This window comes from Escherichia sp. 94.0001 (assembly GCF_013369155.2).
Classification (GTDB): domain Bacteria; phylum Pseudomonadota; class Gammaproteobacteria; order Enterobacterales; family Enterobacteriaceae; genus Escherichia; species Escherichia coli_F.
This window is the reverse complement of sequence record NZ_JABWMS020000034.1, coordinates 14,031-27,585: the sequence shown is the minus strand read 5'-3', so window position 1 is coordinate 27,585 and position 13,555 is coordinate 14,031. Positions and strand designations below refer to the sequence as shown.

Annotated in this window: 16 protein-coding genes; 4 read left to right on the top strand and 12 right to left on the bottom strand. The window is 51.9% G+C overall.

The genetic code is table 11. The annotated features are described in order from the left end of the window. Positions 1-4: 4 nt before the first annotated feature. Positions 5-889 carry a formate dehydrogenase N subunit beta gene (fdnH, locus tag HEN33_RS15675; RefSeq protein WP_001240580.1) on the top strand — a complete coding sequence of 295 codons (885 nt, stop codon included), beginning with the start codon at positions 5-7 and terminating at the stop codon, positions 887-889. Next, positions 882-1,535 carry a formate dehydrogenase-N subunit gamma gene (fdnI, locus tag HEN33_RS15670; RefSeq protein ID WP_000045646.1) on the top strand — a complete coding sequence of 218 codons (654 nt, stop codon included), beginning with the start codon at positions 882-884 and terminating at the stop codon, positions 1,533-1,535. Before fdnH ends, fdnI begins: the two co-directional genes overlap by 8 nt. 228 nt (positions 1,536-1,763) lie before the next feature. On the opposite strand, the gene HEN33_RS15665 is transcribed toward fdnI, so the two are convergent. The 6 genes from HEN33_RS15665 to bdm all read right to left on the bottom strand — a co-directional run bounded on the left by HEN33_RS15665 (position 1,764) and on the right by bdm (position 5,965). Then, entirely contained in the window at positions 1,764-2,048 is a 285-nt protein-coding gene (locus HEN33_RS15665; RefSeq protein ID WP_000781370.1) for a HigA family addiction module antitoxin, read from the bottom strand. Next, the gene (locus HEN33_RS15660; protein WP_104919749.1) at positions 2,048-2,326 is read right to left on the bottom strand and encodes a type II toxin-antitoxin system RelE/ParE family toxin; all 279 of its coding nucleotides are present in this window, start codon (positions 2,324-2,326) and stop codon (positions 2,048-2,050) included. Before HEN33_RS15660 ends, HEN33_RS15665 begins: the two co-directional genes overlap by 1 nt. 185 nt (positions 2,327-2,511) lie before the next feature. Next, entirely contained in the window at positions 2,512-3,522 is a 1,011-nt protein-coding gene (gene adhP / locus HEN33_RS15655; RefSeq protein WP_163438088.1) for an alcohol dehydrogenase AdhP, read from the bottom strand. A gap of 134 nt (positions 3,523-3,656) precedes the next feature. Then, positions 3,657-5,354 carry a malate dehydrogenase gene (maeA, locus tag HEN33_RS15650; RefSeq protein ID WP_000433464.1) on the bottom strand — a complete coding sequence of 566 codons (1,698 nt, stop codon included), beginning with the start codon at positions 5,352-5,354 and terminating at the stop codon, positions 3,657-3,659. A gap of 156 nt (positions 5,355-5,510) precedes the next feature. Further along, entirely contained in the window at positions 5,511-5,648 is a 138-nt protein-coding gene (sra, locus tag HEN33_RS15645) for a stationary-phase-induced ribosome-associated protein (RefSeq protein ID WP_000841554.1), read from the bottom strand. Positions 5,649-5,749: 101 nt separating this feature from the next. Beyond that, the gene (gene bdm, locus HEN33_RS15640; RefSeq protein WP_000495766.1) at positions 5,750-5,965 is read right to left on the bottom strand and encodes a biofilm-dependent modulation protein; all 216 of its coding nucleotides are present in this window, start codon (positions 5,963-5,965) and stop codon (positions 5,750-5,752) included. A 343-nt stretch (positions 5,966-6,308) separates the two neighbouring features. On the opposite strand from bdm, the gene osmC reads away from it, so the two are divergent. After that, on the top strand, positions 6,309-6,740 hold the full coding sequence (gene osmC, locus HEN33_RS15635; protein WP_000152305.1) for a peroxiredoxin OsmC: 432 nt from the start codon (positions 6,309-6,311) through the stop codon (positions 6,738-6,740). Between the two features lie 34 nt (positions 6,741-6,774). On the opposite strand, the gene HEN33_RS15630 is transcribed toward osmC, so the two are convergent. Genes HEN33_RS15630 through HEN33_RS15605 form a run of 6 tightly spaced genes read right to left on the bottom strand, consistent with a single transcriptional unit; the run spans position 6,775 to position 12,488 of the window. Continuing rightward, entirely contained in the window at positions 6,775-7,545 is a 771-nt protein-coding gene (locus tag HEN33_RS15630; RefSeq protein WP_001053158.1) for a 3-hydroxybutyrate dehydrogenase, read from the bottom strand. A gap of 11 nt (positions 7,546-7,556) precedes the next feature. Further along, entirely contained in the window at positions 7,557-8,948 is a 1,392-nt protein-coding gene (locus HEN33_RS15625) for a GntP family permease (RefSeq protein WP_176262926.1), read from the bottom strand. A gap of 45 nt (positions 8,949-8,993) precedes the next feature. Beyond that, the gene (locus HEN33_RS15620) at positions 8,994-9,917 is read right to left on the bottom strand and encodes a 3-hydroxyacyl-CoA dehydrogenase family protein (RefSeq protein WP_176262927.1); all 924 of its coding nucleotides are present in this window, start codon (positions 9,915-9,917) and stop codon (positions 8,994-8,996) included. Further along, positions 9,907-11,112, bottom strand: coding sequence for an acetyl-CoA C-acetyltransferase (locus HEN33_RS15615; protein ID WP_001154416.1), 1,206 nt, complete (start codon positions 11,110-11,112; stop codon positions 9,907-9,909). The genes HEN33_RS15620 and HEN33_RS15615 overlap by 11 nt, the downstream gene beginning before the upstream one ends. Positions 11,113-11,121: 9 nt before the next feature. Further along, entirely contained in the window at positions 11,122-11,778 is a 657-nt protein-coding gene (locus tag HEN33_RS15610) for a CoA transferase subunit B (RefSeq protein ID WP_000957780.1), read from the bottom strand. A 2-nt stretch (positions 11,779-11,780) separates the two neighbouring features. Further along, positions 11,781-12,488: a CoA transferase subunit A gene (locus tag HEN33_RS15605; RefSeq protein WP_000907685.1), complete on the bottom strand. Its 708-nt coding sequence runs from the start codon at positions 12,486-12,488 to the stop codon at positions 11,781-11,783. A gap of 141 nt (positions 12,489-12,629) precedes the next feature. Here HEN33_RS15605 and HEN33_RS15600 point away from each other — a divergent pair, with 141 nt between their 5' ends. Then, entirely contained in the window at positions 12,630-13,520 is an 891-nt protein-coding gene (locus tag HEN33_RS15600; RefSeq protein ID WP_000784067.1) for a LysR family transcriptional regulator, read from the top strand. Positions 13,521-13,555 lie beyond the last annotated feature (35 nt).

Here is a 13,555-nt window from a genome sequence, read left to right as displayed (position 1 = left end):
ACAGATGGCTATGGAAACGCAGGACATTATCAAAAGGTCCGCAACTAACTCCATCACGCCGCCTTCTCAGGTGCGTGATTACAAAGCAGAAGTCGCGAAACTTATCGACGTTTCCACCTGTATCGGCTGTAAAGCCTGTCAGGTGGCGTGTTCGGAGTGGAACGATATCCGTGATGAAGTGGGGCACTGCGTCGGGGTTTATGATAACCCCGCCGATCTGAGCGCCAAGTCCTGGACGGTGATGCGCTTTAGCGAAACCGAACAGAACGGCAAGCTGGAGTGGCTGATCCGTAAAGACGGTTGTATGCACTGTGAAGATCCGGGCTGCCTGAAGGCGTGCCCGTCTGCTGGTGCGATCATTCAGTACGCTAACGGGATTGTCGATTTCCAGTCGGAAAACTGCATCGGCTGTGGTTACTGCATTGCCGGGTGTCCGTTTAATATTCCACGCCTCAACAAAGAGGATAACCGGGTATATAAATGCACACTCTGCGTCGATCGCGTCAGCGTCGGTCAGGAACCGGCTTGTGTGAAAACTTGTCCGACCGGGGCTATCCACTTCGGCACCAAGAAGGAGATGCTGGAGCTGGCGGAACAGCGCGTGGCGAAACTGAAAGCGCGTGGTTACGAACATGCTGGCGTCTACAACCCGGAAGGGGTCGGTGGTACGCACGTCATGTACGTGCTGCATCACGCCGATCAGCCGGAGCTGTATCACGGTCTGCCGAAAGATCCGAAGATCGATACTTCGGTGAACCTGTGGAAAGGCGCGTTGAAACCGCTGGCAGCGGCTGGCTTTATCGCCACTTTTGCCGGGTTGATTTTCCACTACATCGGTATTGGCCCGAATAAGGAAGTGGACGATGACGAGGAGGATCATCATGAGTAAGTCGAAAATGATTGTGCGCACCAAGTTTATTGATCGCGCCTGTCACTGGACCGTGGTGATTTGCTTCTTCCTGGTGGCGCTGTCCGGGATTTCGTTCTTCTTCCCGACGCTGCAATGGCTGACGCAAACCTTCGGTACGCCGCAGATGGGACGCATTTTGCACCCGTTCTTCGGCATTGCGATTTTCGTCGCGCTGATGTTTATGTTTGTGCGTTTTGTGCATCACAACATACCGGATAAGAAAGATATTCCGTGGCTGTTGAACATTGTCGAAGTATTAAAAGGCAATGAACACAAAGTGGCGGATGTTGGTAAGTACAACGCCGGGCAAAAGATGATGTTCTGGTCGATCATGAGCATGATTTTCGTGCTGCTGGTGACCGGGGTGATTATCTGGCGTCCGTACTTTGCGCAGTACTTCCCGATACAGGTTGTCCGTTATAGCCTGTTGATTCACGCGGCTGCGGGTATCATCCTGATCCACGCCATCCTGATCCATATGTATATGGCATTCTGGGTGAAAGGGTCGATTAAAGGGATGATCGAAGGGAAGGTGAGCCGTCGTTGGGCGAAGAAACACCATCCACGCTGGTATCGTGAAATCGAGAAGGCGGAAGCGAAAAAAGAGAGTGAAGAAGGGATATAATCTCTTTTGAACTTTAAGCTGAAAATGGCGCTGTAAAAGGCGCCATTTTCATATTGTAGACAACGTAGGCTTTATTCATGCCGGATGCGGCGTGAACGCCTTATCCGGCCTACAAACCGTTCAAATCCAATAGATTGCAGTGAACGTGTAGGTCAGATAAGCGTAGCGCATCAGGCAATGTTGCGTTTGCCATCAGTTTCAAATGGCGCTTTATAAGGTGCCATTTTTTTATTGCGTAACCAGACGGCGTAGTCGCGACACATCTACCGTTTTTTCTGCCTCTGCCAGACTCCAGGCGTTTTGTAGATTCAGCCACATTTGCGGCGAACTGCCGATCACCACGGAAAGTTTAATCGCCATTTCTGGCGTCAACGCGGCTTTTCCGGTCAGCAATCGGCTTGCCGTTGAGGGCGCAATTTCCATTGCTCTGGCAAACTCACGCAGGCTGACGTTCAGCTCGTCCAGTGATTCCTGAATAATGTCCCCCGGGCGGGGATGATTGGCCATTTTCATCAGTGATAGTCCTCGTAATCCAGTATGTATGCATCGCCATTGACGAATTCAAATGTGATTCGCCAGTTGCCCGAGACAGATATCGCCCAAATTCCATCACGATCGCCGCTTAACGGGTGTAGTCGGTAACCGGGCATATCGAGATCAGCAAGACAGCTTGCTGCATCAATCACAGCGAGTCGGTGGCGTAATCGTTTGACTTGCGTCGGTATAACGCCGGAGGTTTTGCCGAGAAGAAACAAGTCACGCAATCCCTTGTGTCTGAAATTCATTATCATCTCTTCATCCTTGTTCCTTCGAAAGGAACACTATCACTATTGTTCCGTGCAGCGCAACAAATTTCGCTACGTTTTCGTGAATTGTGAGAGGAAAGATGGGGGAGGAAAAGAAGAAGAGTGAAATTGCGGAAAGCGTCTCGCAAAACAGGCTGCGACTCAAACATGGCAGTCGCAGCAAAGGCCTCTTAGCGACGGAAATCAATCACCATACGGCCACGGATTTTGCCTTCTTCCATCTCAGTAAAGATGGTGTTGATGTCCGCTAACGGACGCAGGGCAACTTTTGGCACCACTTTACCTTCGGCGGCAAACTGGAAGGCCTCGGTTAGATCCTGGCGCGTGCCGACCAGAGAACCGACGACTTCAATACCATCCAGCACCAGCCGTGGGATGTCCAGGCTCATAGACTCCGGCGGCAGACCGACTGCCACAACACGACCGCCAGCACGGACAGCATCAACTGCCGAGTTAAACGCAGCTTTAGCTACCGCTGTCACCACCGCTGCGTGAGCGCCACCGGTTTTCTCTTGCACAATTTTGGCGGCGTCTTCGGTGCGTGAGTTAATCGCTAAATCTGCACCCATTTCGGTTGCCAGTTTCAACTGCTCATCATTGACATCAATGGCGATCACTTTTGCATTAAAGACATTTTTCGCGTATTGCAGGGCGAGGTTGCCCAGACCGCCAAGACCGTAGATAGCAATCCACTGTCCTGGACGAATTTTTGACAGTTTTACTGCTTTGTAGGTGGTGACACCCGCGCAGGTAATGCTGCTGGCCGCCGCGGAGTCCAGGCCATCGGGCACTTTAACCGCGTAATCGGCGACCACGATGCACTCTTCCGCCATGCCGCCATCAACGCTGTATCCGGCATTTTTAACTGAACGGCAGAGCGTTTCGTTACCACTGTTACAGTATTCGCAATGACCGCATCCTTCGTAAAACCACGCCACGCTGGCGCGATCGCCTGGTTTTAATGAGGTAACGCCGGGGCCAACTTCTGCCACCATACCGATGCCTTCATGGCCCAGAATCACGCCGGTTTTATCACCAAAATCGCCATTCTTAACATGAAGATCGGTATGACATACGCCACAACACTCCATTTTCAGCAGGGCTTCGCCATGTTTCAGTGAGCGCAGTGTTTTATCCGTAACGTCAACATGATGATCCTTCGTAACAACTGCAGCCTTCATAGTTTCCTCCTTTTCGGATGATGTTCTGCATAGCAGGTGAGGCAAATGAGATTTATTCGCCACTACCCAGTATGGATGAGATCTGAAAAAGGAAGAGGAAAATTGCCCGGTAGCAGTCACTACCGGGCGCAGGCTTAGATGGATGTACGGCGGTAGTCGCGGTATTCGGCTTGCCAGAAGTTATCATCAATGGCCTGTTGCAGAGCTTCGGCAGACGTTTTCACCGCCACGCCTTGCTGCTGCGCCATTTTGCCAACCGCAAACGCAATTGCGCGGGACACTTTCTGAATATCTTTCAGTTCCGGCAGTACCAGACCTTCGCCGTTCAGTACCAGCGGCGAATACTGAGCAAGTGTTTCGCTTGCTGACATCAGCATCTCATCGGTGATACGTGACGCGCCGGAAGCAATAACACCCAGGCCGATGCCCGGGAAAATAAAGGCGTTGTTACACTGGGCGATAGGGTAGATTTTATCTTTCCATACCACTGGATTAAACGGACTGCCGGTGGCGACCAGCGCGTTACCTTCGGTCCAGGCGATAATGTCCTGCGGTGTGGCTTCCACACGTGAAGTCGGGTTAGACAGCGGCATCACGATCGGACGCGGACAGTGTTTGTGCATCTCACGGATGATCTCTTCCGTAAACAGCCCGGTCTGTCCTGAGACGCCAATCAGAATATCCGGTTTGACATTGCGCACCACATCAAGCAGTGACAGCACATCGCTGTCAGTATCCCAGTCACTGAGATTTTCGCGCTTCTGCACCAGTTTAGTCTGGAAAGGCAGCAGATTCGGCATCTTGTCGGTGAGCAGACCAAAGCGATCGACCATAAAGACTTTCTGCCGCGCCGCTTCTTCGCTTAATCCTTCACGCTGGGTCTGGGCGATGATCATCTCAGCAATGCCGCATCCTGCTGAACCTGCGCCGAGGAAGACGATTTTTTTCTCGCTTAACTGACCGCCCGCCGCACGGCTGGCTGCGATCAGTGTGCCGACTGTTACCGCCGCGGTGCCCTGAATATCATCGTTAAAAGAACAAATTTCATTGCGATAGCGGTTAAGTAACGGCATCGCATTTTTTTGTGCGAAGTCTTCAAACTGCAACAGCACGTCCGGCCAGCGTTGTTTCACAGCCTGGATAAATTCATCCACGAATTCATAGTATTCGTCGTCAGTGATACGTGGATTACGCCAGCCCATATACAGCGGGTCGTTAAGCAACTGCTGGTTGTTCGTCCCGACATCCAGCACCACCGGCAGTGTATACGCCGGGCTGATGCCGCCGCAGGCGGTATAGAGCGACAGTTTACCGATCGGAATACCCATCCCACCGATGCCCTGGTCACCAAGCCCCAGAATACGTTCGCCGTCCGTCACCACAATCACTTTAATATTATGGTTCGGTACGTTTTGCAGAATATCGTCCATATTGTGGCGGTTCTGGTATGAGATAAACACGCCGCGGGAACGACGGTAGATCTCAGAAAAACGCTCACAGGCTGCGCCGACGGTTGGGGTGTAAATAACGGGCATCATCTCATCAAGATGATTGTTTACCAGACGGTAGAAGAGGGTTTCGTTGGTGTCCTGGATGTTACGCAGGTAGATGTGTTTGTCGATTTCGGTTTTGAATCCCTGATACTGGATCCATGCGCGTTCCGCTTGTTCTTCGATGGTTTCGACCACTTCCGGCAGTAACCCCAGCAGGTTGAAGTTACGGCGTTCTTCCATGCTGAAGGCGCTGCCTTTATTCAACAACGGAAATTCCAGCAGTACAGGGCCAGCGTAAGGAATATAAAGCGAACGCTGTTTTTTTGTTTTTGGTTCCATGTCACTCACTCTTTTTTGAATATCCATCCCTGGGGTGCTTTTATCGTCTTTGCTTTACCGCCAGGGCGTCGGCTCCAAGTATAAAGCAGTTAAAAACAAAAACACCATTGCGCAGGCAATGGTGTTTAATCGTCATTGAGGACTGATTGTTAAAGATTACTTTTCAGCGGGGCGTTTTCTGCCGGTTGGGTTATTTACCACGCTGGATTTGTCACCTTCGGTAACTATTTTGCGCTGGTTAGAAATTTTATGGTCCAGTCCAAGAATATGACGTGCCTGACGGTTCGATTTCATTTTAACTCCTCAATCCTGTTGCTAGTTTTAAGGACAACATCGCCGTAGCGAAGAAACACGTGCTAAACCCCTAAATTAGGTTGCCGATCAAGCATAGCACCTTAAAGCGTAGGGTGCTGGCCACTGACCACATAATTGATCGTTTGTTGGTAGATATCACTGAGGATGTCGTTATCAGAAGCTTCCACCCATTTGGTCAGCTCCATGAGAATGTCATCTTCAGTGACAACACCGTGTTCTGCCCGAAGGCCTTGCTCAATGGCATTAACCAGAGCGGGTTCTGCTGTTGAATTTTCTGCCTGATAATAAGTAAACATAGTGATTCTCCGTGTCTGTGTATTTATGGTGTCTGCTACGGATCGCAGATTTATAAAGCACATTCAGCATGGCAAATATTTGCCGCTTCGTTGTTAAGATTAGTCCTGGTTGATGATTTTTATATTTTAACTCCATGATACTAATGGGAATATTATTGGTGTGAGTTGATTGATATTGATGCAATATCTCTTGAGTTATATATTCCCGGTTATCTATTGTGGGAATTTTATTTAAGTACATAGATAATATTTTCGCCGGATTCTATTCGGAATATCCCGCTTATCCTCATGCTGTTTCTCACGTAGTCTATAATTTCCTTTTTAAGCCCACAGGAGAGCAACAATGACAATCCATAAGAAAGGTCAGGCACACTGGGAAGGCGATATCAAACGCGGGAAGGGAACCGTATCCACCGAGAGCGGCGTGCTGAACCAACAGCCGTATGGATTTAATACGCGTTTTGAAGGCGAAAAAGGAACTAACCCTGAAGAACTAATTGGCGCGGCGCATGCAGCATGTTTCTCAATGGCGCTTTCATTAATGCTGGGGGAAGCAGGATTCACGCCAACATCGATTGATACCACCGCCGATGTCTCGCTGGATAAAGTGGATGCCGGTTTTGCAATTACGAAAATCGCACTGAAGAGTGAAGTTGCGGTGCCGGGTATTGATGCCTCTACTTTTGACGGCATTATCCAGAAAGCAAAAGCAGGATGCCCGGTTTCTCAGGTACTGAAAGCGGAAATTACGCTGGATTACCAGTTGAAATCGTAAAGCGTTGCCGGATGACGCGTCATCCGGCGAACTCTTACTGTGCTACCCAACCGCCATCCATATTCCACGCTACACCGCGCACTTGTGCTGCCGCATCCGAACAGAGAAAGAGCGCCAGTTCACCCAGTTGTTGCGGAGTCACAAATTCACGAGAAGGCTGTTTTTCTGCCAGTAAGGCGTCACGCGCGCTTTCCGCATCTTCGCCTTGCGCAATGCGCTTATCAATCTGCTGTTGTACCAGCGGCGTCAGCACCCAGCCAGGGCAGAGCGCGTTGCAGGTAATACCCGTCTGCGCAGTCTCCAGAGCAATGGTCTTTGTGAGTCCCACCACGCCATGTTTTGCCGCAACATAAGCCGATTTGTCTTTCGACGCTACCAGCCCATGCACAGAGGCAATGTTAATGATCCGCCCCCAGTTACGAGTGCGCATTTCAGGCAGTGCCAGACGCGTGGTGTGAAAGACAGAAGAGAGATTGATAGCGATAATGGCGTTCCATTTTTCTACCGGGAAAGATTCCACCGGGGAGACATATTGGATCCCGGCGTTATTCACCAGAATGTCCACACCGCCAAATTCCCTCCGTGCGTAGGCCATCATGCTGACAATTTGCGATTCATCGCTGAGGTCTGCCTCATGATAGCCAGGCGTTTTACCCACACGAGAAACCCCATTGATTGCCGCGTCAACATCACCGAAGCCGTTGAGGATCACTTGCGCGCCGGCTTTTGCCAGTGTCTGAGCAATACCGAGTCCAATACCGCTGGAGGACCCCGTCACAAGCGCAGTTTTACCTTGTAAATTCATGATGATTCTCCTTAGACAATGCCGGTGGTGTAGTACACGCCGATGATAAACAGCACGGCCAGACTTTTAATGATCGTAATTGCGAAGATACCGCCGTAAGCCTGACGGTGACTCAGCCCAGTAATTGCCAGCAGAGTGATCACTGCGCCGTTATGGGGCAATGTATCCATGCCGCCACTGGCCATAGATGCCACGCGGTGAAAAACTTCCAGTGGAATATTGGCAGCGTGCGCAGCGGCAATAAAAGTGTCGGACATAGCCGCAAGAGCAATACTCATCCCGCCGGACGCTGAACCGGTAATGCCGGCAAGCGTGGTGATGCTGATGGCTTCGTTGAGTAATGGATCTGGAATGGCAGCCAGCGCCTTTGAGAGCACCAGAAAACCGGGCAGAGCGGCGATAACCGCACCGAAGCCATATTCTGAGGCGGTGTTCATCGCGGCCAGAATTGCGCCACCCACCGCAGTACGGCTTCCTTCTGCCAGTCTTCCATGAATATTGCGATATCCGAAAATCACCACCAGCAAAATTCCGGCAATGAGCGCTGCTTCAACGGCCCAGATAGCGGTGATTTTGGCGACATCTGTAGTGATCGGGGCGGCAAGTCCTGGCAACTTCAGTTGGTGACTCGCACCGTACCAAACAGGGATCCACCAGGTAAACAACAAGTTCAACAGCCCCACCAGAATCAACGGTGAAATCGCAATGAGTGGATTCGGTAAATTGATGTTGTCTGGCGTTTCAGGTTCATTAAGTAACTCTGTGCCGTAACCTTCATTTTTTGCATGCGCTTTACGACGCTGTCGCTCCAGATAGATAAGCCCGACGGCAATGATAAACAGTGAACCAATGAGCCCCAGCCACGGCGCGGCCCAGGCGTTGGTGCCAAAGAAACTGGTGGGAATAATGTTCTGGATTTGAGGTGTGCCGGGCAGAGCGTCCATAGTAAAAGAGAATGCTCCGAGGGCCACCGTTGCCGGTATAAGCCGTTTGGGGATATTACTCTGTCGGAACAATTCAGCCGCGAACGGATAAACGGCAAATGCCACCACAAACAGCGACACGCCGCCATAGGTGAGTAATGCGCATACCAGCACAATCACCGGAATCGCATGCCGCCGCCCGAGAATGTTGATTGCAGCAGCGACAATCGAACGAGAAAATCCTGAAAGCTCAATCAGTTTTCCGAACACGGCCCCGAGCAGAAACACCGGGAAGTACAATTTCACGAAGCCGACCATTTTTTCCATGAACAGACCGGTAAATGCTGGGCCAACAGCCCCCGGATCGGTGACAAGAACAGCGCCTAATGCCGCGATGGGGGCAAAAAGGATAACGCTGTATCCGCGATAGGCTGCCAGCATTAGCAGCCCAAGCGCGGCAAGGGCGATTAATACACTCATCGGGACTCCTCAATATCGTTGTTATAGTGGGTACAGCGAGAGAAGTTAGGGTTTCAGGGCGAAGCGAAGCTGATGTTCCCGACGCTGCTGGATGTACTGCTTCCGCGATTCATCCCAGCGGTAAAATCCCTGACCGCTACGTACGCCGATGTCTCCACGTTCCACTTTTTCGGCAACTAATGACATCATGTCGCTGCCAGTCGCCAGTTCAGGGAGAAGATGGCGACAAATATCCTGCACCGTCGAAAGTCCGGTCATGTCGGCGGCCTCCAGCGGGCCGACCATGGCATAACGTCGCCCAAGCGAGGCGCGCATGACCTGATCGACTACTTCGGCACTGGCGATGCCGCTTTTTACGATATGCAGGGCTTCACGCAACAGTGCAAATTGCAGACGGTTGCCGACAAATCCTGGCGCAGCGCGATCCAGCAACACAGCTTCCAGTTGCAGTGACACAAGCAAGTGTTGCAGCCAGTGCAAATGCTTTGGCTCGGTAACGCTGCCGGGGACAATCTCTACAAGTGGAATGAAGTGCGGCGGATGCCAGAAATGGGCGATCAGCAGTCGTTGCGGGTAGCGCATCTTCGCTGCCAGATCATCGGGCGGCAGACCGCTGGTATTGCTGGCGACAATGGCCTCAGGAGAAATAAGTGTTTCAAGCTCGGCATATAATGCGTGTTTTAGTTCAAGCCGCTCCGGGATCGCCTCAATCAGTAGTTGCGAGTCGGCGATGTCAGCAAGAGAGGTCGTGCCGTGAAGGCGTTTAAGCACATTCTCTTTTCCCGAGGCAGTAAACTGTTCGCAGCTAATCAGTTCATCAAGAATCCCGCCTGCAACTACGGGGATTTCAGCAATCCGGCTCTGCTCGGTATCGTACAGCCAGATATCATGACCAAAGCGGGCGAAATGAGTGGCAATCCCCACGCCCATCAATCCGGCGCCCAGTACCGCAAATTGTTCAGTTTGCATGGTGTTCTCCTGTGGTTCTTTCCAGCGTCAGCGCCACGCCCTGACCGCCACCGACGCACAGCGTCGCCAGCCCTTTTTGCGCATTACGTCGCGCCATTTCATAAATGAGAGTGACCAGAATGCGGCAACCAGAAGCGCCAATAGGATGCCCAAGTGCGATTGCGCCGCCGTTAACATTCACTTTGTCGTTATCCCAGTTCAGTTCGTCGCCAACGGCCAGCGCCTGCGCTGCGAAAGCTTCGTTTGCTTCAATAAGATCAATATCTTCCAGCGTCCATCCGCAACGCTTAAGACATTCGCGGGTAGCGACGACCGGACCGATGCCCATAAAGGCAGGATCGACGCCAGAAACGGCATAACCGGCCACCCGAGCCAGCACAGAGAGGCCAAGTTCGGCAGCTTTGCTGGCGCGCATTAACATGACTGCGGCGGCACCATCATTGATGGAAGAGGCATTTCCCGCGGTGACGCTTCCTGCCCCCGGAAGAAAGGCCGGTTTCAGTTGCGCCAGTTTTTCCAGTTGCGTCCCGGAACGTGGTTGTTCGTCGGTATTTACCCAGCGTGGTGGTTTTTTACCTTGTGGTACGCTGACCGGAGTAATTTCGTCTGCAAAGCGCCAGGCTTCCATTGCGGCAGCGGCTTTTTGCTGAGAACGTAGCGCGAATGTGTCCTGGCGCTCGCGACTGATGGCATATTTTTGCGCCAGGTTTTCTGCAGTAATGCCCATGTGGTAATCATTGAAAGCATCCCATAGTCCGTCATGAACCACGCTGTCTTTCATGCTGGTATGCCCGAGGCGTAAACCTGCCCGCGCGCCATCAATAAAATAGGGCGCGTTGCTCATGCTTTCCTGGCCACCTGCGATAATGATCTGTGCATCACCACAGCGGATCGCCTGCACGGCCTGGTGTACGGCTTTCAAACCGGAACCACATACCAGGTTGATGGTAACGGCGGGTGTATCGTGGCTTAACCCGGCTTTGAGCGCCGATTGCCGTGCTGGGTTTTGTCCGCTTCCGGCAGTCAGGACCTGACCAAAAATCACTTCATCGATCTGTTCTGCTGCAAGTGCGGTTTTCTCCAGCAATGAACGGATGGTGGCAGCGCCGAGATCAACCGCAGAAAGTGGTGCGAGAGCGCCATGAAAACAGCCAATCGGCGTGCGCGTAGCGGCAACAATAACAACGTCCTGCATGGTGATTCCTCAGTTGAATTGCATTTCCGGGACATGTTCCGGCACAAACAACTTACCGGCGGTTTTGGCGACGATTTCCGCAACGCTGATTCCCGGCGCGCGCTCGCGCAGAATGAAAGCGCCGTCAGCAATTTCCAGCAGAGCAAGGTCGGTTAAGACGCGTTTGATGCAGCCGACGCCAGTCAATGGCAGGGTACAGTCGGGAAGCAGTTTGGATTCGCCGGATTTGGAGGCGTGGGTCATTACCACAATAATATTCTCGGCACCGGCAACCAGATCCATGGCACCGCCCATGCCTTTAACCATCTTGCCGGGGATCATCCATGAGGCAATGTTGCCATTCACATCCACTTCAAATGCGCCAAGCACAGTCAGATCCACATGGCCGCCACGGATCATGGCGAAAGATTGCGCCGAATCGAAAATTGCCGCGCCTTTCCGTGCGGTAACGGTTTGTTTACCGGCATTAATCATGTCGGCGTCCAGTTCATCTTCCGTAGGAAATGCGCCCATTCCCAGCAAACCGTTTTCTGACTGCAACATCACATCCATCCCGTCAGGAATGTAGTTTGCCACCAGGGTCGGGATACCAATGCCGAGATTGACGTAATAGCCATCGCGCAATTCGCGGGCGACTCGCATCGCCATTTGTTCACGGGTTAACATGGTCAGGCTCCTTTGCGGCTAAGGGTGCGTTGTTCAATGCGTTTTTCAAATTGCCCCTGAATGACGCGATTAACAAAAATCCCTGGGGTATGGATTGCGGCAGGATCAAGTTCACCAGGCGGCACAATCTCTTCCACTTCCACCACGGTGATTTTTCCGGCAGCCGCCATCAGTGGGTTGAAGTTTTGCGCGGTATGACGATAAATCACGTTGCCGTACCAGTCGGCTTTCCAGCCTTTGACCAGGGCAAAATCACCGGTGATAGCCTGTTCCATTATGTACGGGCGACCGTTGAATTCGCGGACTTCTTTCCCTTCGGCAACGGGTGTACCGTAACCGGTGGCAGTAAAGAAGGCCGGGATGCCCGCGCCGCCTGCGCGCAGTTGTTCTGCCAGGGTTCCTTGCGGTGTGAGAATCGCCTCCAGTTCGCCGTTAAGCACCTGTTTTTCAAACAAAGCATTTTCGCCAACATAAGAAGCGATGACTTTACGGATCTGTCGGGTTTCCAGCAGTACACCCAGTCCAAAACCGTCTACGCCACAGTTATTGGAAACCACCGTCAATGCGGTTACTCCACGGTGGCGAACTTCAGCAATCAGATTCTCCGGGATGCCGCACAGGCCAAAACCTCCCGCCAGAATCGTCATCTCATTGGTAAGTCCTTCAAGCGCCTCGTGATACGTAGCGACCCGTTTATCCAGCCCAGCCATACAGTTGCCCTCCAGTTGTCCTTTCCAACATCATTAAGGGCAAAAAATGATTTGTTAATTTTAAATTTGTGACTCATTCATTTGTATTATTTATAAATATAATGCTAATTAAATGTATTCAACAAGTTAACGGAATACCAGATGAAAATGAGCATCAAACAGTTACGCGCGTTTTTAGCGGTAGCTCACACTCTGAACTTTGCCCATGCCAGTGAACGGCTGAATATGTCGCAGCCTGCGCTAAGTCTTGCCATTAAAGGACTGGAAGATGCCTTAGGGGGCGCTTTACTGCTGCGTACTACGCGAAAAGTGACGTTAACCCAGGAGGGGGAAACGCTATTGTCGATGGCACGGCCTTTGCTGGCTGACTGGGATAACACCGAAGAGGCCATGCGTCAGCGATTCACGCTCAGGCGGGGCAAAGTCTCAGTGGCAGCGATGCCGTCATTTGCGGCCAACGTTTTGCCTCCGGTGCTGAAAACCTTCCGCGATTGTTATTCAGGGATTAACGTCACTGTGCACGATGTGGTGAATGAGCTGGTAATCGAAATGGTGAGTGAAGGGCGCGTGGAGATGGGGATTGCCTTTGAACCTGACTATTGCGGCCATTTGCATTTTATCCCGCTGGGCGTGGATCGGTTTGTTGCTATTGTTCCAGCCGATTCCCGACTGGCAAATCGGCAACGCGTGAGCTGGCGGGATTTGCTGACGCTCGATTTTATCACCCTCCAGCGACCGTCAGCCGTCAGGTTGATGCTGGAAGAGGAATTGGCACAAAGTGGAACGCAACTGGAAGTGGCGCTGGAAAGCCATCAACTGGTTACGGTTGGGCGGCTGGTGGCAAACGGTTTGGGGGGCAGCGCTGTGCCTGCACTGTGCCGCAGGCAGATGAGCGAATTGGGCGCAGTGTGTCTGGAACTGGATAATCCGGTGATTGAGCGACGGGTAGGCGTTCTGCGTTCGTCACACCATAAGCTTTCTACTGCGGCGCAAGCGTTGATGGAAACGTTAAAAAAAACCTATGACGCATAACGTTTCCACAGACATGCAATAGCCGGATGCCGCGT